This is a genomic window from Pseudoxanthomonas sp. GW835-FHT14C01 (assembly GCF_058793715.1).
The window spans coordinates 76396-99462 of sequence record NZ_JBXAGB010000001.1 but is presented as its reverse complement, the minus strand read 5'-3'; the positions used below and the strand labels follow the sequence as shown (position 1 = coordinate 99462).

The window sequence follows — 23067 nt, the reverse complement described above, 5'->3', positions numbered from 1 at the left end:
CCTTGCATACCCCTAGCGCATGCGCGGCCTTTGTCGTTCCTGGAGGGACGTCCGCCCAGGTGTCGGCTCCACGCCCGGGGCCAACGTGGGCGCGGGCTCGGGCTGCTGCTGGGGTTTCGCGTCGAAGCGGGGCACGGGCAAGCCGAACGCCTCCGCGAACTGCGTGCGGGCCTTCTCGGCGCTGGCTTCCGCTTGCTGACGCCGCCGGCCTGCCGCGTCGCGCTCGGCTTTGGCCTCCGCTTCGGCGGCCTTCGCCCGCCTCACGGCTTCCGCTGCCTCAAGGGCTTGCCTGTCGTGCGCGGTTGGGCGTCCCAAGGCTCTGCGCATTCGGCTGAACGGGTCATCTGCCGGCGGCCCGTAGTGCCCCCGATCGGCACGGGCGCGGCGAACCGCTTCCCGCGCTTGCTTTCGCTCCTCGACCGTTCGGCGCCATGCCTCCCGGGCCTCGCCTGCGGCGTTGTGGGTTTCCAGCAGGGTGCGCGCGGTGGCCCGCTGCCAGGGGGTTGTTGTTTCCGGCTGCCGCAGGGCTTTCCTGGCTCGGGCCAGCATTTCCTCAATCAACGCCTCAAGCTGCTTTGCTGCCTCTTGCATAACCACGTTCTCCACCTGGACCCGGTCTCTACTTCTCGCCACCCGCTCAACGGCTGCCGACCCCTTCCCCTGCTGACCAGCGGCGCCAGCCGCCCGCCGGGGCACGGATGCCCCGGCCTTGGGCGGCTTCTTCGCACGCGCCTGGACGGCGGCCCTTGGTGCTGGGGGTGGGGTCGCCTGTGCCAATCGGGCGCGGCCTTCCTTCGTTCGCTCCAGCAGCGCCCGGGCGTGGGCGGCTTGTTCGTCGATGGGGGCCAGGCGGCCGTCGGCCGCTGCCTTCGCCTTCAGCTCTTCGAAACGGCGAGCGTGGCGATTGAACCGCCGTTCTCCCGCAGCCTTTACCCTGTCATTTCGCTTCGCGCGGGGCAGGCGTTCGCCACGGCGGCGGGCCTGGGTGACGGCCTTGCCCTCGTGTTTAGTCGGCAGCCGGTCGAGTTGGGCCACGGCGCCGAAGTCGCCCCGCTCCAGTGCGTCGGCTTTCTGGTCCACCAGTCGGCGGTGGTCCACGCGCGAGGCAACGCCAGCGGCGGTTAGGGCGGCATTGATACGCGCGCCGATGGCGGCGCGTAGGTCTTTCAGTTCCTGCGCCCCTGCCTTGAATTCGTCCAGGACCTTCGCCGCACTGTTGCCAAAGCGCTCCGGGCCCACCTGGCGCGGGGTGATGAGTATGTGCGCGTGAAAGTTGCGGTTGTCTCCGCCTTTGTCGGGTGCGTGGAGCGCAACCTGGGCGGCGACGCCGTAGCGGTCTACCAGCAATTGCCCCAGGTCTTTAGCCAGGCCGCGCCGCTGCTCGGGCGTGAGTTCGTGGGGTAGGGCTACTAGCACTTCACGCGCAACCCGCGCGTTCTTTCGTGTTTCGTGGCCTTCGACCTTGGCCCACAGCTGGCGCGGATCCGTGGCCCACGCGGGCGCGCCATCGGGCGCGAGCATGTCCACGGAAAGCACGCCGGCCTTCTTGCTGTAGTCGTGGCGCGCGCCGCTGGGGTCGTCCAGGCACAAGCCAGCGCGATAGGCAGCGGCAGCGGTCGCGCTGTCGCCCTTCCCACGGCTGAGACTTTTCACCTGGACCGAGTAAATCGCCACGTAACGAAAACCCCAACAACGACGGAAGCGCAGCCCCCTCTGGGGGCGAGCATTGGGGGCAGGCGTGCGAAGCGCGCCGGGGTGTCGGGGGCGTAGCCCCTGACCGCACGGTTTCGCGGAGCGAAACCATAAGTGCGCTATTGCTGTCGCTCGCTGGCCCCCGGTTTCAGGTTTACATGCACACGAAAGCTGTCAACTTTTTAGCCAAATCAAGAGCGGCGCTCGCTGTCCGCTCGCGCCAACAATTGGGCTTCGCCCCCTTGCGCTCCGCGCGATTTCTGCTTGCATGGTTTATCAAGGCTTTTGTGAGCGTGGGTCGTGTCAGATGTTGAGAAGCGAAAGCTAAAACTGGATCGCATGATTGAAGCGGTGGCGAAGGAGCAAGCCAAACTGCTCCTGGCCGAACGCGAAGAGCAGCGGAAACGCCGCCGCGCCGAACTCAAGCAACGCGAAGCCGACCGACGCGCAGACGCGCACCGCAAGATTGAGCTGGGTGGTCTCGTCATCGCCGCAGGGGTGGACGAGTGGAACGAGGCGGAAATTGTCGGCGCGCTGCTGGCCGTTTCCGAACAACTCGCACAACAACCGCAAAGCCGCGACCGGCTGCGGCGCAAGGGCCTCGACCACCTAGAAGCCCGTGCCGCCGCTCGAAAGAGTGCCAGGTCATGAAGCGTTCTCAGGCCGGCTGGGGCCTGGTTGAGACCATGCTGACCCTGGGCGCGCTGTCTGCGCTTTCGTTGGGGATCTACCTTGTCCTTGCCCCGGCCTCGGCCGCCGCCCAGGCCAAGCGCGAACAGGACAACCTGCGCGACCTGTCCACGGCCGTGGACAGGTCGTTTGGCTTGCTCGGCAGTTTCCAGGGTGTGAGCGCTTCGCGTGTTCTGGAAGATGGCCTAGCGCCCACCCGCATGGTCGAAGGCGACACGCTCCGCACCTCCTGGGGCACGTCGGTGACCATCGCGCCCCACTCGGTCAAAGCCGCGGCGGATGGGTTCGTGGTGGTGTATCCGTTTGCCCCTGCTGACGTGTGTCCCCGCCTGGCGGCCGCGGTCTCGCGCGATGCCTACGACATTCGCGTCGAAGGGGTGAGCGTCTACGATGCTGGTCGGCTCAACCCCGGCGCCACTGCGGCCGCCTGCGGCCAGGCCGACACGGCCACCATGGAGTTCGTCTATCACTCCGGCTTGGTGGCCGGCACGGCCGTGGCCGCCCCGGCTCTCGTTCTGCCGCCTGCTCCTCCGTCGGTTTCGCCTCCAACCTCGCCGCCGACGGGTGGCCCGGTGGGTCCTGCGGGTCCTGTAGGTCCTGCTGGCCCAATTGCTCCTGCGCTGACCGCTCCACCGGTTGCCCCGCCTCCGTCTTTCCTGCCGCCGACGCCCCCGCCGTCAAGCGTGACCACCACGACACCGCCCAGCGTCACACCGCCCCCGATCACGCCCCCCACCACAGTGGCCGCGTGCGTGGTGCCGCCGGCGTGGACGCAATCGGAAGCGCGTAGCGTCGCGTGTGCGGCAGGCCAGTTTGGTGCGGTGATGGAAGGGCGCACCGCCCAGCACACGTTTGATTGCCCCGAAGCGTGGGACGCTCCGCGCGAAACCGTGAGCCCCTGGACCGCCTGGACAGTCACGGGCAGCACGTGCGTGAACTGCCCGGCTCCGTCGACGCAGTCGGAAGCGCAGTGGGTGGCCACGCCCAACAGCTGCGCCGCCGGCCAATACGGCACGCGCAGCTGGGAGCGTGAGCAATCGCGCAGCCGCGGCATTTCCTACAACTGCCCCGCTGGCACCACCACGCTGCCTCCGGCAACGGTGGGCACTTGGTCGGCCTGGACCGACACGGGCGCCACGCGTGCCCAGGTCAACACGTGCGCGACCTGTCCGGCGCCGGTTCCGCAAACTGAAACTCAATGGGTCAATGCCAGCGCCCCCTGCCCCTCGGGCCAGGTCGGATCGCACACGTGGGAAGCTCAGCAGTCGCGCGACCGCACCGGCTCCTACAACTGCCCCGCGGGCACGTCCACGCTGCCTCCGGTCACGTGGAGCACCTGGAGCGCTTGGGCCATCACCGGCGCACGGCGCAACGAAGTGAATACCTGCTCACCACCGGCGGATACCTGCCCGACCAAGGCAATTCCGGATATGAATGGCAGCGAGCTTATGGAGGGCGCCCAGCCGCTTTGCCAGTGGAATTTCCTTTCCCGCTTCTCGACCAGCGTTGCTTCTCCTGGGGGTGCGTGCACGGGGGCCACGTATGACCGTGTGTCCGCCATTCCTGCGGGGCAACCCGTCTTCATGTGCTACACGCATGTCACGGCAGACCAAGGTATGACGTGCAGTTACGAAACCTCATCGAAATGCCGGTAGCTCAAGGGTTCAGCGGACCAAGGTCGCGCACGGCGCGCCGGCCGGCTTGGTGATAAAGCGTCGTGCCGCTGACCATGTAACCTTCGCCACCGGCGAAGTCTTCGGCGCTGAATTGCTCGGGGTTGCCGCCCCGCACCGACTGGCCGGCACGGCGGCGCAGGTGCTTGTCTTGGCCCAGCAGGGCCATGTCCGCTTCGTTGGTCACGTAGGTTTCGGCGGTCGGGTGGGAATGGATCCCCGCTCCGGTGGCAGTCATGCCCTGCGGGCAGAGGTTGGCGACCGGGCAAGCCGTGTGCGCGCCAATGGTCAGCGGCAGCGCGCCCCAGGCACCGGACGGAGCGCGGCAGAGCATGGCGCAGGCTTCGGTTTCCTTTGTAGCGGAATGGTCCCGCAACACGCGGCCCACCTGACGGGCAAAACTGTCTTGGTCTAGCTCAGCCTCCCCACGAACCTCCGGCAGGAAAGTCACCGGGAGCGTGCGTGCTCCGATTTTTACCGTGGTCTGAGCCAGCACTGGCACAGAGAACAGGAAGGCCAGCGCAAACAGCGCAGCGTGGAGGTTGAAACGCATGTCGCCACTCCGGTGCTTGAGTGGCGACCCACGACCCCGCTATGCTTGGGTATCGTTTGAGGTATCGTTTTACCCCCTAGGCCCGAAAACAAACGTTTTTTAGCTCAAGGGGTTAGCTGGTTTTGGATTCTGTTCCCATCACCCGCTCCATCTCGCACCCTCCCGCCCTGTCCTTGTCATCGTCCCGTCCCCCGGGCGTGGCATGCTGTGCCTGCCTCCCGTGACCGACTCCCCATGAAGCTCGCCATCCTGTCGCGCAACGGCAAGCTGTATTCGACGCGCCGCCTGGTCGAGGCCGCCCGGCAGCGTGGCCACACGGTCCGCGTGCTGGATCCGCTGCGCTGTTACATGCGCATCGCCTCGACGGGTTTCCAGCTCCGGTACAAAGGGCGCTCGTTGGCCGGCTATGATGCGGTCATCCCGCGCATCGGCGCCTCGATCACGCGCTACGGCACCGCCGTGCTGCGGCAGTTCGAGCTGATGGGCACCTACAGCCCCAATCCGTCGGACGCCATCCTGCGCGCGCGCGACAAGCTGCGTGCGCACCAGTTGCTGGCGGCACAGGGCATCGACTTGCCGGTCACGGTCTTCGGCGACAATCCGGACGACACCAGCGACCTGTTGTCGATGCTCGGCCCGCCGCCGCACGTCATCAAGTTGAACGAGGGCGCGCAGGGGGCCGGCGTGATGCTGACCGAAAAGCCCTCGGCCTCCCGCAGCGTGGTCGAAGCCCTGCGCGGCCTGTATGCCAGCTTCGTGGTGCAGGAGTTCATCGGCGAAGCCGAGGGGGCGGACCTGCGCTGCTTCGTGGTCGGCGACGAGGTGGTGGCATCGATGCGGCGGCAGGCGCCGGAAGGCGATTTCCGCTCCAACCTCCATCGTGGTGGCACCGCCTTGCAGGCCGTGGCCACGGAAGAGGAGCGGGCCGTGGCGATCCGCGCGGCCCGGGTCCTCGGGCTGGGGGTGGCAGGGGTCGACCTGATCCGCGCCCGGCGTGGCCCCCTGGTCCTGGAAGTGAACTCGACCCCCGGCCTGGAAGGTATCGAGGCCATCTGCGGCGTGGACGTGGCCGGATGCATCGTCGAATACCTTGCGGCGCGGGCTGAATAGGGCAAGAGAAGTCCCGCTGCGACCGCCGCATCGGATTTCACGCAGAATTAACGCGCTCTTTAACGGTGGTTTAATCGAAAACCGCGTAGCCTTGGCCGGACCGCAGCTCTGCGTTCCTCCGGTGGATATCTCTGGAAGCACAGGATTACGGTAATCGGGGCATCAGTTTGGCCCAGGCGGGCGACCACCCGCCTGGGCCTTGTTTTATCCGGCGCCACCAAGCGCATGCCACTTGCCGCCCCGACCTGCGCTGGCTAAATTCGGTAACTCTCACTACGTAAGGACGCATGATGCGCCGCTCGATTCTCGCCGCGTTGGTGGCACTGGCGTTTGTCGCCGCCGCCGATGCCGCCCCCCGCGACAAATCCCAGAAGGCGCAAGCGCTCGATCTGAACAAGCCGCTGCCCGAGCAGGTGGAGCTGATCCAGAAGCAGCTCGACGACGGCGAAACCTATGCCGAGATCGCCGCCGCCGACCGCGCCAATGTCAAGGAATCGCTGGCCAGGCTGGCGACGATCGTCAACGAGAACGGCGGCTCGCTGAACCCGCAGCAGAAGACCCAGCTGTTGAACGAGCAGAACACGATCAACCAGATCCTCTCGCAGGCCGCGGCCGACAGCCGCCTCGTGTGCCGTCGCGAAGCGCAGATCGGCTCGCTGCGCACCACCACCCAGTGCAAGACCGTGGCCGAGCGTCGCCGCGACGCCCAGGAGGCGCAGGAAACGATGCGCCGCAATCCGTCGGGTACATACAATAAAGGCAGTTGATCCGCCGTTTCGAAGCACAGTGGACAACAATCGCATCCGTTGGATTGACGGCGATCGTCGCGGGCATAAGGCCTCTCGCCGCTCTCAAAAGGGCTACTCAGGAGAATGAAGGTATGTACAAGGCAGTCGTATTGGGCTTGATGCTGGTCGGTGCATTCCCGGCGGATGCGAAGATCGATTCGCAGGGAAAATCGTCCGCAGACCCTCTGAACGTCCATTCGCCCTTCGATAGCCAGCGCCAGCAGATACTGAGTGATCTGGAAGGTGGAGAGAAGTACAGCGAGATCAGCAGGCAGGATGCTGAGAAAGTAAAAGGTGCGCTGGGCAGGATGTCACAGCAGTTGACCAGTGTAGATGGCGCTGTATCGAGATTGAGCGCTGACCAGCTTGCTATTGTTTTCAATGATCAGGAATTGATCAATGCGATCCTTACCCAGGCAGGAGAAGACAGTAGGCTTGTCTGCACGCGAGAACGCCCGGTGGGTTCGCGTCGTCCAATCACGCATTGCATGACTGTTGCCGAAAAAAGGCGGCATCGCGACGAGGTGCAAAACGAAATGAACAAGAATTTCCGCTCCCCGCAATTTGATCCCAGTCCTTGAACATGCGCATCCTCGTCATCGAAGACAACAGCGATATCGCCGCCAACCTCGGCGACTACCTGGAGGAGCGCGGACATACCGTCGACTTCGCCGCCGACGGCGTGACCGGCCTGCACCTGGCGGTGGTGCACGAGTTCGATGCGATCGTCCTCGATCTCAACCTGCCCGGGATGGACGGGCTTGAAGTCTGCCGCAAGCTGCGGAACGAAGCGCGCAAGCAGACGCCGGTGCTGATGCTCACGGCCCGCGATTCGCTCGACAACAAGCTGGCGGGCTTCGATTCCGGCGCCGACGACTACCTGATCAAGCCGTTCGCGCTGCAGGAAGTCGAAGTGCGTCTGAATGCGCTGTCGCGCCGCGGCAAGGGCGTGCAGACGCGCGTGCTGGAAGTCGGCGAGCTGGAATACAACCTGGACACGCTGGAAGTGCGCCGCCAGTCCAAGCTGCTGCAGCTGAATCCCACCGCGCTGAAGATCCTGCAGGCCTTGATGGAAGCATCGCCCGCCGTGGTGACGCGACAGGAACTGGAAACCCGGGTCTGGGGCGAGGAACTGCCGGATTCGGATTCGCTGCGCGTGCACATCCATGGCCTGCGTGCCGTGGTCGACAAGCCGTTCGACTCGCCCTACATCCAGACGCGCCACGGCATCGGATACCGCATCGCCGCGCCCGATGCCAGCAGCTGAGTCGCCGAAACCCCGCCGCCACCGCCGCTTCCGGCGGCGGCTGCGCACCCGCATCATCCTGTCGTTCGTGCTGCTGGGCTTCGGCCTGACCCTTCTTCTGGCGTTCTCTGCCAACTGGGTGCGCAACCGGGTGGAGGAAGATCTGGTGGTGGACGCGATCAGCCAGAATATCGCGGAGTATCAGCGCCGTTACGTCGAGAGTGGCGGGCGCGAGCGCGACCTGCGCGTCCAGACGATGAGGGCTTACGCATTCGCCCCCGACAAGTTCGCCCAGCTCAAGATCGACCAGCCCGAGTGGTTCGAGCTTCCTAACGGCATCCATACTGTCAGTGGTACCGACGAGGACGGATCACCGTTCTCCTACTGGCTCGCCGTGCAGAAGACGCCTGAAGCCTGGTTCTTCCTCGCGTACGACAAGACGGAATCCGTCAAGGCGAAAAGCAAGTTCAACAATGCGCTGGTCGGCGTCGTGATCGTATTCACGGGCATCTCGCTGCTGATCGGGTGGTGGTCTGCCGCACGCGTCATGAGTCCCGTCTCCGAACTGGCCGCGCGCCTGCGCGCGTATCGCGGCAGCAGCAATCCGCGCCCTCTCGCGCCGCATTTCCCGCAGGACGAAGTGGGCGAACTGGCCAAGGCGCTGGACGATTATTCCGAACGGCTCACCGAGGTCGTCCAGCGCGACCGCGAGTTCAACGCCGACGTCAGCCACGAGCTGCGCACACCGTTGGCCATCATCCGCGGTTCGGTCGAGCTGATGCTGTCGCGGCCCGACATGGACGAGAAGACGCGTACCCGCATCCAGCGCATCCAGCGTGCCGAGCAGCAATGCACTGACCTGATCAGCGCGCTGCTGCTGCTCTCGCGCAACGAGCGTGGGCACGGCAACACCGATGTCGCGCGCGTGGTCGACCAGTTGCTGGATGCCCATCGCGCCACGCTGGGCGGCAAGCCGCTCGTGCTGCGCGCCGAGGGAGAGGGCGGTGTGACCGTCGATTCGCCCGAGGCGGCGCTGTCCGTGGCGCTGGGCAATCTGATCGGCAATGCCGTGAAGTACACCAAGGAGGGCGAGGTGGTCGTGCGCCTGCTGCCCGATGCGGTGGAGGTGGTCGACTCGGGCCCTGGCCTGAGCAAGGAAGATGCCGCGCGCCTGTTCGAGCGCGGCTACCGCGGCACGCATGCGGGCCACTCGCAGGGCGGCGGCATCGGCCTGTCGATCGTCAGTCGCCTGTGCGCGCTGTACGGCTGGCAAGTGGGTGTGCGCCCGGGCGAGCCGAAGGGCGTCGTGGCGACGCTGCGTTTTTCCCCGGCCCGCGGCGCGAATGCCGAGGAGCCGGTCAACGGATCATCGAACGCCTGAACTCCGGCGGCGTCACAGGGTGATCCAGAAGCAGTTGTAGGCGCGGCGCAAGCCAAAGGTCGTGTCCGCAGGCGTGGCGCTGTTCTTCAGCGTCTGCACCACACGCAGCCCCACCGGACGCTGCCGCTGACTGGCAGTCTGCGGGTAATAGCCGTCCTGGTTCTCATCGACCACCGCGCCTTCCGCATCCAGCACCGGTGCGGGCGCTGGACGGATGGGCACGATGTCGACCAGGGGGCGTTGCACCACCACGTCCAGCCGGTCGAGGATGCGCAACGCGCCGGCGTCCGACGTGCCCGTCCAGTGGTAGACCCCGGCGAGGCGGTTCACGTCCTGCGCCTGGATGGCGGACGATACCTGCATCACCAGATCGCTGAGCGTGCGCGAACAGCCGCCCCGATACAGCGCGCCGGTCGCGGCCGTCGTCGTGGTCGACGGCAGCCGGTCCATCGCGCCGATATCCTCGCAGCGCTTGTCGGTATAGACGGTATCGCCGGACATCGTGGTGCAGCGCTGCACGCCCTGCTGCTGCGCCTGCACAGGGGCGGGCCGCACGCCGGAATACGCGAGCAGGCAGGCGAGGGCGAACAGGGGAAGGGAACGCATGCCGTCAGCCTAATCCGGCGGGCGCCTCCAGGTCATGGCGCATGCGCACGGAATCGGTGTCCGTTCACCTGCCGGACGAGCGGCGTGCCGGGCGCTTCAAGCCGACCAGTTGAGCCGTGACAGCACGGTCTGGGTCGGCTTGGCCAGATTGAGCGTGTAGAAGTGCAGCGACGGCGCACCGCCGCTCACCAGACGCTCGCACAGGTTCGCCACCACGTCGGCGCCGAAATCACGGATGGCGTCGGCATCGTCGCCCAGCGACTGCATGCGCTTGCCGATCCAGCGCGGAATCTCGGCGCCGCAGGCTTCGGAGAAGCGGCGCAGCTGCGCGAAATTCGAGATCGGCATGATGCCCGGGATGATCGGAATCTCCACGCCGAGCTTGCGTACCGCGTCGACGAAGTGGAAGTAGGCGTCGGCGTTGTAGAAATACTGGGTGATCGCCCCGTCCGCGCCGGCGTCGACCTTGGCCTTGAAATGGCGCAGGTCGGTCAGCGCATCGTCCGCCTGCGGGTGCGTCTCGGGATAGGCGCCGACCTCGATGTGGAAGGTGTCGCCGTGCTCGGCGCGGATGAACTCGATCAGTTCCGAGGCGTAGCGCAGGTCGCCGGGGTGGCCCATGCCCGACGGCAGGTCGCCCCGCAGCGCCACGATGCGCTTGCAGCCGAGGGCGCGGTAAAGGCGCAGCAGTTCGCGGATCTCCTCGCGGCTGCCGCCCACGCAGGAGAGGTGCGGTGCCGCGTCGAAGCCATGGTGCTGATTGAGGTGCCGGACGGTTTCCGAGGTGTAGCTGAGCGTTGAACCGCCGGCACCGAACGTGCATGAGACGTAATCCGGCCCGTAGGCTTTCAGCTTGTCCGCCGTGCGGTCGAGCTGGGTGCGCTGCTCGTTGGTCTTGGGGGGATAGAACTCGAAGCTGAGGGAGGGCATGGCCGGCGCCGTTCTGATCGTGGCGGCATTGTATCTCTTCATCCGGATGAATGTTTAGGGTGGCGGCCGTCCTTCCTGCGCCTGCGTGCTGCCGTTCCTTCGAGTCCGGTCCCGGTCCCGGTACCCTGCCGCCTTCCGTCCCCGGCTTGCCGCATGACCATCGTCCTCACCCCGTTCGCCCGCGCGCGCCTGTTTCCGACCGACCGGCGCCGCAATGCCATCCAGGACTGCACGCCGCAGGCCTTCGAACAGCGCCTCAACGCGGAAGCACCGCTGGCGGTGCTCGACGGCTATGCGCCGTTCTGTCGGCTGCATGTGCATCGCAACTGGACATCGACACGATGCCTGACCGTGCCGATCACCGACGACAACCGCGCCCTGCTGCGATCGTCCTACGAAGCACGCTCGTCGGCGGAACTGCCGGTGCTCGTGCGCTGGTTCGAAGGTGTCGAGCCACCGGTGGCCGATTATCTGGTCGTGATCCTCTACAGCGCGGCGCAACTCGCCCGGGAAGGCGCTCCGATCGAGGGCGACTGGGGCATCGTCGGTTGCCTGTACACGCAGACGCCCGAGGAGATACCGATGGCTCCGATCACGATGATGCGCAATGCGCTGGGCGTGGAGGAGGGGGGATCGGGCGTGCCGATCGATCGCGAGGCCTACCGGCGCAGTGTCGCGTTCTGGGAGCGCAACGCCAACTGGCGCCCCTAGGCCGCGCGGTCGCGGCTCACGGCACCGCCAGCGCGGCCAGGGCCCGACGCAGCTGGACGGCGGGCGGATCCGCGACGTCGATCCGCGCCACGTCCGCCTCGGCCGCCGGAGCTTCGAGTGCGGCAAACTGGCTGTCCAGCAGCGAGGCGGGCATGTAGTGGCCGCGACGGTCATGGAGTCGCGTGGCGATCAGCGCTGCGTCGCCCTCCAGGAACAGGAAGCGCATCGGCATGCCGGTCGCGCGCAGCGCGTCGCGATGGCGCCGGCGCAGGCCGGAGAAGGCCAGCACCACCCGCTCGCCCGCCGACACGCGCTGCCGCAGTTCGGTGGCGAGGCGACGCACCCAGGGCGCACGCATCCGGTCGGTGAGGGGGTAGCCGCTGGCCATGCGCGCTTTCGCCGCCACGCTGTGGAAATCGTCCGCGTCCAGGAACGTCGCCCGCCAGGCGTCGGCCAGGGCGCGCGCCAGCGTGGTCTTGCCACTGCCCGACACGCCCATCACCACGACGACGTGGCCGTGCCCGCTCACGCCGGCAGATCCACGCGCACCTGGTAGGTGCGACCGCTGTCGAAGCCGCGCAGCGTGGCGTCTTCCTGCCAGGCGCCATCCACGGCAACCCGCGTCTTGGCGGTGCCCGCCACCCGTTGGATGGCGACTTCGAATATCGCGCCCCGGAAGCAGCGCGTCGCGCGCGCCGACGACCAGTGCGACGGCAACTGCGGCGCGATCCGCAGTGCATCGCCGTCGCCGCGCAGGCCGAACAGCTCCTCCACCAGGCAGCGGTACAGCCACGCGGCCGTGCCGGTGTTGAACAACTGGCTGGAACGGCCGGCGGTACGCGGGTGCAGGCGCCAGGCGCCGCGGTAGTAGTTGGGCACGAACACGGGAAGCTGGCCGCGCCGCATCATGTCTTCCGGCGCCGGCGAGGGCAGCATCGCGCGCAGCACCTGCCATGCGCGGTCGGCTTCGCCGGCCTGGTACAGGCTGTACAGGTAGAACGCCGCCGCATGGTTGTAGATCGCGCCGTTCTCCGCAGACCCGGGGAACTTCTGCGTCACCCTTCCCACGTCCTCGCGCATGCGCGTGTACGGCGGATCGAACATGGCCACGCCATAGGGCGAGACGAGGTGCGTGTCGATGGCGGCGAGCATGCGCGCGCGCTTGCCGGCATCGGCTGCGCCGCTGAGAATCGCCCAGCTCTGCGGATTGAGGAACAGACGGCCCTCGTGGTCGTTGCTGACGCCGAACGCGACCCCGTCGTCCGTGATGCCGCGTCCGTACCAGTCGCCGTCCCACAGGTGGGCGTCCATGGCGGCATTGCAGGCGTCGGTGCCCCGCCGGAACTCGTCGGCAAGCGCGTGGTCGCCGCGGCGTGCACAGAGCCCTGCCCACTGCTGCAGCGCATACGCGGTCGCGGGCGTCAGCCAGCCGGACACGCCGCGTCCGCGCCAGCCGACCATGTTCATCGGATCGCACCAGTCGCCCTGCGCGATATAGCTGAGGCCGCGCGCGTCGCGCGCCTGCAGCAGCCAGCGCATGGCACGGGTGATGCGCGCGGACACCGTCGCGACCTGGCCGTCCCGATCGGTCACCGGGACGTCCAGCAGCGCATCGTCGCCGGTCTCGTCCAGGTAGGCGCGCAGGCAGACCGGCAGCCACACGGCATGGTCGGTGTGCGGGATCTGGTTGATGTACTTCAGTTCGGCGCCTTCCGTCAGCAGGATGCCGTCCGGCATCGCCCCCGACGGCTCCTGCTGCGATAGCGCGTGCAGGAAGGCCGCGCGCGCGACCTCGGGGCGCAGGTAGCCCATGCCCATGTGGTCCTGCAGGTAGTTGCGCGTCTGCGGGTCCGTCGTCAGGCGGTTGACGTCGCCGTGGTAGAACACCTGCCGCGGCAGCCAGTGGTTGGCGAACGCATCCAGCCAGGGGTCTGGCGTTTCGATGCGTAGGCAGGTTCTGCCAGCCTCGACATGCGCCGCGCTGCCGGCGCGCGCCGCAGCGAATCCCTCCGGCGACAGGTGGCGCGCGCGCAGTTGCTCGATCTCGCCGTCGTCGCGCGCGGGCGCGAACACGAAACGGAATTCCTCTGCCTCGTCCTCTTCGAGCGTCACCCGGTACTGCAGCACCGCCGTGGGCATTTCGTACGCGGCGTCGCCACCCCCGAGGCGATCCGTGCCGACGATGCCCTGCGGCGCGTGCAGGCCGCCTTCGCCCTCGAACAGCAACTGGTTCGCCTCCCAGGCATCGGGCGTCCGCTCGTGCAGCAGCACGGTGCGATCCTTGAAGTCGCGCTGGCGGAAGTAGTCCTCGACCTTCTGGTACGGCGCGATGCTGTCGCAGACGATGCCGCCCAGGTCGCCGCGGTAGCGGCCGGACTGGTTCATCCACGACATGTAGCCGACCGGAAAGTACGGATACAGGCTCAACCGTCGTCGTCGACCGGACCGGTTGCGCACGCGCAGCGTCCACAGTTCCGCCACGTCGTCGACGGGCAGCACGACGCTCAATTCGACGTCGATGCCCGCGCACTGAACGTGCCACACCACGTCGCTCAGGCCAACGGAAAACGCAAACGCGTCCGGCAGGCGGCGCACGGGCTCGTGGGGCGCGGAGAACAGGCTGCCGTCCTCCTCGTCCTTCACGTAGCAGAAGCGGCCCGGGTGGTGCGCGTAGTACGGCTGCTCGGGCTGCATGAAGGTTTTCGCCTCCAGCGTCGGCGCATGCGCGTACTTGGCCGGTTCCGGTTGCATGAACTGCGCGGTGGCGAACCCGCGGCAGTTGAGCTGCAGCAGCATCCGCCGGTTCCACAGGAACGTGGACGCGGCCGGCATCGCCGTGGGGCTGGTCAGCACGAAGCGACGACCCTGTTCCTCGAAACCGCAGGTCGAATCCGTCATGCCGATGCCTCCCGTCGTGCGCCCAATTCGGTCTGCACACGCGCCAGCATCGCGTCGTCCAGCGGATAGAAGCGCATCACCCAGGCGGCCAGCAGGGCGACACCTCCGGGAATCAGGGTCAGCAGCAGCACGATGCCGAGCCGCGAGGCGTCGGACTGCGCTTCGTTGGCCACATACCCCATTCCCGCGAGGATCCACGCGATCGTCGCCGAGGCGAGCGCGCCGCCGAGTTTCTGCGAGAACGTCGCGGCGGCGAACGTCATCGCCGTCGCGCGGCGTCCTGTTTTCCATTCGGTGTAATCGGCGCAGTCCGCGTACATGGAGAACGCGAGCGGCGACTTGGGGCCCAGCATCAGGCCGACCAGCAGGTTGAGCGCGAACAGGGTCCAGAGCGCATCGGCGGGAACGAAGAACATCGCACCGCTCGTGACGCCCACGCCCGCCATCAGCCAAGCCATCAGGCGCCGTTTGTCCACGTAGCGCGTCAGCAGCGGCGTCAGTCCGGCGCCCACCGCCAGGGCCAGCGCATAGGTGCCGAGGAACAGGCCGGTCAGCTCGGGCCGTCCGAGGTGGTACTTGAGGTAATACGCCAGCGAACCCCCGCGCATCACGATGGTCACCATGATGATCAGGGCGAGCGCGAACAGCACCATCCACGGCCGGTTGTGCAGCAGGTCCATCACGTCCTGGCGCACCGCGCTGCGCTGCTGCGGCAGTGGCGCGACCCGTTCGCGCGTGGTCAGCGCGACGGTGACGAACGCGGCCGTGGCGATCACGCCGTACAGCGACAGCGTCAACTGCCAGCCCAGCGCCGCATCGCCCCGACCCAGCCACCGCACCAGGTCCAGGGTCAGCCAGTTCACCGCCATCGTGCCGGCGAACGCGGCGATGAAGCGGAAGCTGATCAGCTGCGTGCGGTGCTGGCTGTCGCCGGTAATCACGCCGGAGAGCGCGGAGTAGGGAATGCTCGCAACGGTGTAGGCCAGCATCATCAGGGTGAAGGTCGCATAGGCCCACACCAGTTTTCCGCCGTCGCCCAGGTCGGGCACGGTCCAGGTCAGCACGCCGGTGAACGCCAGCGGCAGCGCGCCGTAAAGCAGGTACGGACGGAAACGGCCGAAGCGGCTGCGCGTGCGGTCGGCCAGCGCGCCCATCAGCGGGTCGGTGATGGCATCCACGACCTTGGTGACCAGCATCATGGTGCCGACGGCGGCGGCCGCCAGCCCCATCACGTCGGTGTAGAAGATCAGCAGGAAGGCCGAGATGTTGGCCCAGTAGAGATTGAAGCCGAAGTCGCCGACGCCGTAGCCGATCTTCTCGCCCAGGCGCGGTTCCGCGGCCACCGTCGTACGTCTGCCGGCGCGCGCGGTATCCGCGCTTCCTTCATCGCGTGGCATGTCCACTCCCGGAATGTTCCGCGATGCGACAGGCCGGGAAGCACTGGCCGGTGGCGATTCGGAACGGCGGCCAAGCTTGCGATGATCGCGCCGGCGAGGCAAGCGTGGACGCGCGCCGGGGCCGCGGATCGCCGTCACGTAACGAAGAACGGGCGCCGCGAGGCGCCCGTTCTGGGAGTGACACGCGACCGCCGCGTCGATCAGTAGCGGTAGTGGTCCGGCTTGTACGGACCTTCGACCGCCACGCCCAGGTAGTCGGCCTGGTCCTTGGTAAGCGTGGTCAGCTTCACGCCGATCTTCTCCAGGTGCAGGCGCGCCACTTCCTCGTCGAGCTGCTTGGGCAGGATGTAGACCTTCGACTCGTACGCGTCCTTGTTCGCCCACAGGTCGATCTGTGCGAGCGTCTGGTTCGAGAACGAGTTCGACATCACGAAGCTCGGGTGGCCGGTGGCGCAGCCCAGGTTCACCAGGCGGCCTTCGGCGAGCAGGAAGATCGCGTTGCCGTTGTCGAAGGTGAACTTGTCGACCTGCGGCTTGATGTTGGTGCGCGTGGCGCCCGACGCGTACAGCGCATCGACCTGGATCTCGTTGTCGAAGTGGCCGATGTTGCAGACGATGGCCTGGTCCTTCATCGCCTTCATGTGGGCCAGGGTGATGATGTCCTTGTTGCCCGTCGTGGTGACGTAGATGTCGGCGCGGCCGAGGGTGTCCTCGACGGTCGTGACTTCATAGCCTTCCATCGCCGCCTGCAGCGCGCAGATCGGATCGATCTCGGTGACGATGACGCGGGCGCCGTAGGCGCGCAGCGATGCCGCCGAACCCTTGCCGACGTCGCCGTAGCCGCAGACCACCGCGACCTTGCCGGCCAGCATCACGTCGAGCGCGCGCTTGAGGCCGTCGGCCAGCGACTCGCGGCAGCCGTAGAGGTTGTCGAACTTGGACTTGGTGACCGAGTCGTTGACGTTGATCGCCGGGATCAGCAGCTTGCCCTGTTCGGCCAGCTGGTAGAGACGATGCACGCCGGTGGTGGTCTCTTCCGAGACGCCCTTCCAGTCGGCCACGACCTGGGTCCAGTAGCCCGGCCGTTCCTTGGCGACGCGCTTGAGCAGGTCCTTGATGACCTGTTCCTCGTGGCTGCCCGAGGCCGAGTTCACCCAGCTCTCGTCGCCCTGTTCCAGCTCGTAACCCTTGTGGATCAGCAGCGTCACGTCGCCGCCGTCATCGACGACGAGCTGCGGGCCCAGGAAGCCGCCCTTGCCGTCGGGGAAGGACAGCGCGTCGAGCGTGCAGTCCCAGTACTCCTCCAGCGACTCGCCCTTCCAGGCGAACACCGGCGTGCCGGTGGCGGCGATCGCGGCGGCGGCGTGGTCCTGGGTCGAGAAGATGTTGCACGAGGCCCAGCGCACATCGGCGCCGATGTCCTTCAGCGTCTCGATCAGCACGGCGGTCTGGATCGTCATGTGCAGCGAGCCGGTCACGCGCACGCCCTTCAGCGGCGTGGTGGCGGCGTGCTTGCGGCGGATCGACATCAGGCCGGGCATCTCGTGCTCGGCGATGTCCAGTTCCTTGCGGCCCCAGTCGGCCAGCGAGATGTCGGCGACCTTGTAGTCGCCCTCGGTCGAAAACGTGCGTACTGCATTCATGGCTCTTGCTCCGGTCTGTGCGATCGGGATCGCAGGGTGTCCGGGCGCCGTTGCAGGATCATTCCACCGAGCCTGGCCGGACTATGTGGAGCGTCTGCACAAGGAAGTGCAGGCTCTTGCGGAAGGATCCGCACATGTCACGGTCGCAGCGCCCCTCGGCGAAGGGCGGGCATTATATCGCTTGTTCCGGATGAAACGATGGCGCACGGCCCAGACGATTCGGTTAGGCTTCGGATTGTTGCCCTGCAGCAGACCAGTTCTCCCCAGGGACAATACCAATCACGACCAAACGAACGACGGGAACCACGCCGCGCGCATGAACAGCCCCCGCAGTCTCGAATTCGCTCCACCCGATGTCCCCCTGCGCGAGGACGTGCGCCGGCTCGGCGCCCTGGTCGGCGACATGCTGGCCGAGCAGGTGTCGCCCGCGTTCCTGGCCGAGGTGGAGCGGGTACGCACCACCGCCATCGCCCGCCGCCAGACCGGCGAGCCGCCCCAGTCGCTGGCGGGCCTGCTGGACGGGCTTGCGCCGGAACGGGCCGAGTCGCTGATCCGTGCGTTCGGCACCTACTTCCAGGTGGTCAACATCGCCGAGCGCGTGCACCGCATCCGCCGCCGCCGCGATTACCAGCGTGCCGGCAGTGCCCGTCCGCAGCCCGATGGCCTGCACGACACGCTGTCCAAGCTGAAGGCGCAGGGCGTGACGCTGGAAGAACTGGCGCAGTGGCTGCCGCGCATCGACGTGGAGCCCGTGTTCACCGCGCATCCGACCGAGGCGGTGCGTCGCGCGCTGCTCGAGAAGGAGCAACTGATGGTGGCCAGCCTGATCAACGGGCTGGACGGCACGCGCACGCCCGGCGAACTGGCCACCGACACGGCCCGTTTCCGCATGGCGCTGACCTCGGCGTGGCAGACCGCCGATTCGTCGCCGGTGCGGCCAGGGGTGGAAGACGAACGGGAGCATGTCGGCTTCTACCTGATCGAGGTGCTCTACCGCGTCATCCCGGTGCTGTACGAGACTTTCGAGAACGCAATCACCGACGTCTACGGCGCCGCACCGCAGGTCACCGCGCACCTGCCGCGGGTCCTGCGGTTCGGCACATGGGTGGGTGGCGACATGGACGGCAACCCGAACGTGGATGCAGGCACGATCACCGCCACCTTGAATGCGCAGCGGCGCTCCATCCTCGCGCGCTACCTGAAGGAACTGCGCCAGCTCACCACGCTGCTGAGCCAGTCCACGTCGGTCATCGGCGTATCGCCCGAGGTGCTGGCACGCGTGGAGGAGTACCGCGCGCTGATGCCCGAGGCCGCGGAGAAGTCGCGTCCGCGCCACGGCGACATGCCGTATCGCCTGCTCAACGACCTGATGCGCGCGCGCCTGCAGGCCACGCTGGAAGACAGGCCGGAGGCATACGCGTCGCCCGACGAACTCGCCGGCGATGTCGATCTGATCCTGCACAGCCTCGAGTCGAATCGCGGCATCCACGCGGGCTGGTTCGCGATCCGCCGGTTGGCCTGGCGCGTGCGCACGTTCGGCTTCCACCTCGCGCGCCTGGACGTGCGGCAGGAGTCCAGCGTGCACGCGCGCGCCGTCGCCAGCGCGCTCGGCGATGAGGGCTGGGAGGACCGCGACGCCGTCGAGCGTGCGGCGCTGCTCGGTCCCTACGCCAGCGGCGAGGCCGTGCTGCCGGCATCGGAGCAGGAAGGCAACGGGCGGCTGGATGCCGTCTTCCGCGCCCTGGCCGATGCGCGTGCGCGTCATGGCACCGATGCGCTGGGCACCTACATCATCAGCATGGCGCACAGCCGCGCCGACGTGCTGACCGTGCTGGCGCTCGCGCGCCGGGGCGGGCTGGTCGACGATGCGGGACAGGTGCCGCTCGACATCGCGCCGCTGTTCGAGACCATCGACGATCTCGGCCACGGCACCGAGGTGCTGCGCGACCTGCTGGCCGATCCGGTCTACCGCGCGCATCTGGCGGCCCGCGGCAACGTGCAGATGGTGATGCTCGGCTATTCCGACAGCGGCAAGGACGGCGGTATCGCCGCCTCGCGCTGGGGCCTGCAGCGGGCCCAGGTCGATCTGGTGGATGCCGCCCAAGCGCTGGGCATCAAGCTGACGTTCTTCCACGGGCGCGGCGGCTCGATCGTCCGCGGCGGCGGCAAGACCACGCGCGCGCTGGAAGCGGCACCGCGCGGCAGCGTCGACGGCCGCCTGCGCGTGACCGAGCAGGGTGAAGTCATCCATCGCAAGTACGGCATCCGCGCGCTGGCGCTGCGTTCGCTCGAGCAGTCGGTCGGTGCGGTACTGCTGTCCAGCCTGCGTCCGCGCCCGCCGGAGCCGCGCGAGGCGACATGGCGCGAGATCATGGCGCTGGTCGCGCAGGAGAGTTCGCAGGCCTACCGCGCCTTCGTGCAATCGCCGCGGTTCATGGACTACTTCCGCAGCGCCACGCCGATCGATGTGATCGAACGGATGACGCTGGGCTCGCGACCCTCGCGCCGCCTGGGCCAGGACGCCGCGCTGGGCAACCTGCGGGCGATCCCGTGGGTGTTCGCGTGGAGCCAGGCGCGCGCGGTGATTCCCGGCTGGTACGGCGTGGGCACCGGCCTGCAGGCGGCCGTGGATACGTACGGCGAGGATGCGCTGAAGGAGATGGCGCGCGACTGGCCGTTCTTCAAGACGTTCCTCGACGACATCTCGATGGTGCTGGCCAAGGGCGACCTGAGCATCGCCGAGATGTATTCAAAGATGTCGGGCGACCTGCACGACGAATTCTTCCCGCGCGTGCGGCACGAGCATGCCGCGGCGGCGAAGTGGGTCATGGCGCTCAACGGCAACGACTGGCTGCTGCAGCACGACCAGCGGCTGGCGCTGTCGATCCGCCTGCGCAATCCCTACATCGACCCGATCAGCGTGATGCAGGCCGATCTGCTGAAGCGCTGGCGCGACAGCGACCGGGAGGACGACGCGCTGTTGCATGCGCTGGTTGCCAGTATCAATGGCGTGTCGCAGGGCGTGCAGAACACCGGGTGATCGGATTCGCCTTTGTACGAGCGACGTGAGTCGCGACCGCACGCCATCCGGTCGCGATGGCTCGAAGAAAAAAAAGGGGGGCTCGGTCGGCGTGTGCGGCGACGCCCGTCGGCAGTCACTGCGCGCGGTCGCGACTCACGTCGCTCCTACGACAGGAACCGCGCTTTAGCCATCCAGCTCCGACCAGCGCTGATAGGCGTGGTCCAGCTCCGCCTGTTTCGCGGCCAGTTCGTCGTTCGCGCGCTGCAGGTCGGCGGGCGGCTGCTGGTAGTACGCCGGATCGTTCATGGCCCCGGTGCGCCTGGCCACCTCGGCTTCCAGCGCTTCGATGCGTGCCGGCAGCTGTTCCAACTCGCGCTGTTCCTTGAAACCCAGCTTGCGTTTGGCGGCCACAGGTTCGGGTTGCTTCGACAACGCAGGTTTGACCGGCGAGGTGGCGCTGGCGGAAACAGAGGGCGTGCGGCGCTGGCGCAGCCAGTCCGAGTAGCCGCCGACGTAGTCGCCCAGGCGGCCTTCGCCTTCCAGCACCAGCGTGCTGGTGACCACGTTGTCGAGGAAGTCGCGGTCGTGGCTGACCAGCAACAGCGTGCCCTTGTAGTCCAGCAGCAGCTCCTCCAGCAGCTCCAGCGTTTCCACGTCCAGGTCGTTGGTCGGTTCGTCCATCACCAGCAGGTTGGACGCCTGCGCGAACAGCTTGGCCAGCAACAGGCGGTTGCGCTCGCCGCCGGACAGGCGGGTAATCGGCGCACGCGCGCGCTCGGGCGAGAACAGGAAGTCCTGCAGGTAGCCGATGACGTGCTTGCGGCTGCCGTTGATCTCGACGAAATCGCTGCCCTCGGCGACGTTCTCCAGCGCCGTGCGCGACTCGTCCAGCTGGCTGCGGTGCTGGTCGAAGTAGGCGATCTGCAGGCCGGTGCCCAGCTTCACTTCGCCGTGTTGCGGCGCCAGTTCGCCCAGCAGGATCTTCAGCAGCGTCGACTTGCCCGCCCCGTTCGGGCCGACGATGCCGACGCGGTCGCCGCGCATGATCGTCGCCGACACGTCGTCCAGCAGCGTGCGGCCGTCGTAGGCCTGGGTGATATGGGTGGCTTCGATGACCTTCTTGCCGGAGGCCTGCGCGGCGGCGGCCTCCATCTTCACGTTGCCGGACAGCTCGCGGCGCTGCGCGCGCTCACGGCGCAGCGCCTTCAGCGCGGTGACGCGGCCTTCGTTGCGGGTGCGGCGCGCCTTGATGCCCTGGCGGATCCAGACTTCCTCCTGCGCCAGCAGCTTGTCGAAGCGCGCATTCTCCTGCGCTTCGGCATGCAACCGTTCCTCGCGGCGGCGCAGGTAGTTGTCGTAATCGCCGGGCCAGCTGGTCAGCTGGCCGCGGTCGATCTCGAGGATGCGCGTGGCCAGCGATCGCAGGAAGCTGCGGTCGTGGGTGACGAAGACGATGCTGCCGCCGAAGGACTTCAGGAAGCCTTCCAACCAGGCGATCGCCTCGATGTCGAGGTGGTTGGTCGGTTCGTCCAGCAGCAGGATGTCGGGATCGCGCACCAGCGCCTGCGCCAGCAGCACGCGGCGCTTCATGCCGCCGGACAGCGCGGCGAAGTCGGTCTCTTCCGGCAGCTCGAGCCGCTCCAGCACCTGCTGCACGCGGCGGTCCAGATCCCAGCCGTTGCGCGCCTCGATCTGTGCCTGCGCATCGCCCATCGCATCCATGTCGCCGTCGTGCAGCGCATGGTGATAGCGCGCCAGCAGCTGGCCCAGGTCGCCCAGCCCCTCGGCGACCACGTCGAACACCGTGCCCTGCGTGTCCTGTGGGACTTCCTGCGCCATGCGCGCGACCACCACGCCGTTCTGCACGCGGATCTCACCATCGTCCGGCTTCAGTTCGCCGGCCATCAGCCGCATCAGCGTGGATTTGCCCATGCCGTTGCGGCCGACGATGCAGACGCGCTCGCCGGGTTCGATGGAAAGGTCGACGTGTTCGAGGAGAAGCGGCCCGCCGACGCTGAAGTCGACCCGCTGGAATTGCATCAGGGACATGCGCCCATTGTACCGGGCGCGGGCCGGTCACCGGCGATGTTCAATCGCCCGCAGGCGCTCTTGCGCCGAGCAGGGCCGCATGCCGCTGCTCCATTTCCTCACGCAGCTCACGACGCAGGCGCGCCGCCGCGAAACGGCGGACTTCGTCCGGCGTGCCGGGTTCCAGGGCGGGCACCGGGGTAGGGCGTCCGTCATCGTCCACCGCCACCATGGTGAAGAAGCAACTGTTGGCGTGCCGCACGCTCTGCTTGCGGATGTCTTCGGCGACCACCTTGATGCCGATTTCCATCGACGACGTGCCGGTGTGGTTGACCGAGGCCAGAAAGGTCACCAGTTCGCCCACGTTGATGGCCTGGCGGAACATCACCTGGTCCACCGACAGGGTGACCACGTACTTGCCGGCGTAACGGCTGCCGCAGGCGTAGGCCACCTGGTCGAGCAGCTTGAGGATCGCGCCGCCGTGGACCTTGCCGGAGAAGTTGGCCATGTCCGGGGTCATCAGCACGGTCATGGTGAGCTGGTGGCTTTTTAGCGATTCCATGGCCTGCGTCTACGGGAGAACCTGGGCGAAGGCTAACGCATTCCTGTCATGCCGTTGCGCCGACCTGCGTAGAGCCGAGCTTGCTCGGCTGGCGCGGATCGGGGTCAGGTGGAAAGAGCAGCGGAGCAAGCTCCGCT

19 protein-coding genes and 1 riboswitch are annotated in these 23067 nt (G+C 67.3%); of the genes, 9 read left to right on the top strand and 10 right to left on the bottom strand.

The window, feature by feature from the left end; all coding sequences use genetic code 11:
- Positions 1–12 precede the first annotated feature (12 nt).
- Positions 13–1674: a MobA/MobL family protein gene (locus tag AC1Q5B_RS00440; protein WP_492629786.1), complete on the bottom strand. Its 1662-nt coding sequence runs from the start codon at positions 1672–1674 to the stop codon at positions 13–15.
- Positions 1675–2031: 357 nt separating this feature from the next.
- Here AC1Q5B_RS00440 and AC1Q5B_RS00435 point away from each other — a divergent pair, with 357 nt between their 5' ends.
- Together AC1Q5B_RS00435 and AC1Q5B_RS00430 are read left to right on the top strand one after the other, a co-directional pair.
- Positions 2032–2343 (top strand): conjugal transfer protein TraD, encoded by a 312-nt coding sequence (locus tag AC1Q5B_RS00435; protein ID WP_492629785.1) that lies wholly within the window; start codon positions 2032–2034, stop codon positions 2341–2343.
- Positions 2340–4037 (top strand): type 4 pilus major pilin, encoded by a 1698-nt coding sequence (locus tag AC1Q5B_RS00430; RefSeq protein WP_492629784.1) that lies wholly within the window; start codon positions 2340–2342, stop codon positions 4035–4037. Before AC1Q5B_RS00435 ends, AC1Q5B_RS00430 begins: the two co-directional genes overlap by 4 nt.
- Before the next feature lies 1 nt (position 4038).
- Here AC1Q5B_RS00430 and AC1Q5B_RS00425 read toward each other — a convergent pair whose 3' ends face one another.
- Positions 4039–4608 carry a hypothetical protein gene (locus AC1Q5B_RS00425; RefSeq protein ID WP_492629783.1) on the bottom strand — a complete coding sequence of 190 codons (570 nt, stop codon included), beginning with the start codon at positions 4606–4608 and terminating at the stop codon, positions 4039–4041.
- 234 nt (positions 4609–4842) lie between these two features.
- Here AC1Q5B_RS00425 and rimK point away from each other — a divergent pair, with 234 nt between their 5' ends.
- The 5 genes from rimK to AC1Q5B_RS00400 all read left to right on the top strand — a co-directional run bounded on the left by rimK (position 4843) and on the right by AC1Q5B_RS00400 (position 9133).
- Positions 4843–5718, top strand: a complete 876-nt coding sequence (rimK, locus tag AC1Q5B_RS00420) for a 30S ribosomal protein S6--L-glutamate ligase (protein ID WP_492629782.1) — start codon at positions 4843–4845, stop codon at positions 5716–5718.
- Between the two features lie 287 nt (positions 5719–6005).
- Entirely contained in the window at positions 6006–6485 is a 480-nt protein-coding gene (locus AC1Q5B_RS00415; RefSeq protein ID WP_492629781.1) for a hypothetical protein, read from the top strand.
- Complete coding sequence (locus tag AC1Q5B_RS00410; RefSeq protein ID WP_492629780.1) at positions 6482–7087, top strand: hypothetical protein; 606 nt, start codon at positions 6482–6484, stop codon at positions 7085–7087. Before AC1Q5B_RS00415 ends, AC1Q5B_RS00410 begins: the two co-directional genes overlap by 4 nt.
- Positions 7088–7089: 2 nt before the next feature.
- Positions 7090–7773 carry a response regulator transcription factor gene (locus tag AC1Q5B_RS00405; protein WP_492629779.1) on the top strand — a complete coding sequence of 228 codons (684 nt, stop codon included), beginning with the start codon at positions 7090–7092 and terminating at the stop codon, positions 7771–7773.
- Positions 7760–9133, top strand: coding sequence for a sensor histidine kinase (locus AC1Q5B_RS00400; protein WP_492629778.1), 1374 nt, complete (start codon positions 7760–7762; stop codon positions 9131–9133). Before AC1Q5B_RS00405 ends, AC1Q5B_RS00400 begins: the two co-directional genes overlap by 14 nt.
- A 12-nt stretch (positions 9134–9145) precedes the next feature.
- Here AC1Q5B_RS00400 and AC1Q5B_RS00395 read toward each other — a convergent pair whose 3' ends face one another.
- Positions 9146–9739 carry a hypothetical protein gene (locus AC1Q5B_RS00395; protein WP_492629777.1) on the bottom strand — a complete coding sequence of 198 codons (594 nt, stop codon included), beginning with the start codon at positions 9737–9739 and terminating at the stop codon, positions 9146–9148.
- Positions 9740–9835: 96 nt separating this feature from the next.
- On the bottom strand, positions 9836–10669 hold the full coding sequence (gene metF, locus AC1Q5B_RS00390; RefSeq protein WP_492629776.1) for a methylenetetrahydrofolate reductase [NAD(P)H]: 834 nt from the start codon (positions 10667–10669) through the stop codon (positions 9836–9838).
- A gap of 153 nt (positions 10670–10822) precedes the next feature.
- Between metF and AC1Q5B_RS00385 the strand changes: the two genes are divergently transcribed.
- A complete protein-coding gene (locus AC1Q5B_RS00385) occupies positions 10823–11380 on the top strand; it encodes a DUF3228 family protein (RefSeq protein ID WP_492629775.1) in 558 nt (185 codons plus the stop codon).
- Positions 11381–11396: 16 nt separating this feature from the next.
- Here the strand turns inward: AC1Q5B_RS00385 and AC1Q5B_RS00380 are convergent, their stop codons facing one another.
- The 4 genes from AC1Q5B_RS00380 to ahcY form a co-directional block, all read right to left on the bottom strand.
- Positions 11397–11879, bottom strand: coding sequence for a gluconokinase (locus tag AC1Q5B_RS00380; RefSeq protein ID WP_492630922.1), 483 nt, complete (start codon positions 11877–11879; stop codon positions 11397–11399).
- 26 nt (positions 11880–11905) lie between these two features.
- Entirely contained in the window at positions 11906–14278 is a 2373-nt protein-coding gene (locus AC1Q5B_RS00375) for a GH36-type glycosyl hydrolase domain-containing protein (protein WP_492629774.1), read from the bottom strand.
- Positions 14275–15675 carry an MFS transporter gene (locus AC1Q5B_RS00370; RefSeq protein ID WP_492629773.1) on the bottom strand — a complete coding sequence of 467 codons (1401 nt, stop codon included), beginning with the start codon at positions 15673–15675 and terminating at the stop codon, positions 14275–14277. Before AC1Q5B_RS00370 ends, AC1Q5B_RS00375 begins: the two co-directional genes overlap by 4 nt.
- Positions 15676–15875: 200 nt before the next feature.
- Positions 15876–17318 (bottom strand): adenosylhomocysteinase, encoded by a 1443-nt coding sequence (gene ahcY / locus AC1Q5B_RS00365; protein ID WP_492629772.1) that lies wholly within the window; start codon positions 17316–17318, stop codon positions 15876–15878.
- A gap of 35 nt (positions 17319–17353) precedes the next feature.
- Positions 17354–17481: riboswitch (S-adenosyl-L-homocysteine riboswitch) on the bottom strand.
- Between the two features lie 153 nt (positions 17482–17634).
- Here ahcY and ppc point away from each other — a divergent pair.
- The gene (gene ppc / locus AC1Q5B_RS00360) at positions 17635–20358 is read left to right on the top strand and encodes a phosphoenolpyruvate carboxylase (protein ID WP_492629771.1); all 2724 of its coding nucleotides are present in this window, start codon (positions 17635–17637) and stop codon (positions 20356–20358) included.
- Positions 20359–20523: 165 nt separating this feature from the next.
- On the opposite strand, the gene AC1Q5B_RS00355 is transcribed toward ppc, so the two are convergent.
- Both AC1Q5B_RS00355 and AC1Q5B_RS00350 read right to left on the bottom strand, forming a co-directional pair.
- The gene (locus AC1Q5B_RS00355; RefSeq protein ID WP_492629770.1) at positions 20524–22389 is read right to left on the bottom strand and encodes an ATP-binding cassette domain-containing protein; all 1866 of its coding nucleotides are present in this window, start codon (positions 22387–22389) and stop codon (positions 20524–20526) included.
- A 40-nt stretch (positions 22390–22429) separates the two neighbouring features.
- On the bottom strand, positions 22430–22930 hold the full coding sequence (locus tag AC1Q5B_RS00350; protein WP_492629769.1) for an acyl-CoA thioesterase: 501 nt from the start codon (positions 22928–22930) through the stop codon (positions 22430–22432).
- Positions 22931–23067: the final 137 nt, after the last annotated feature.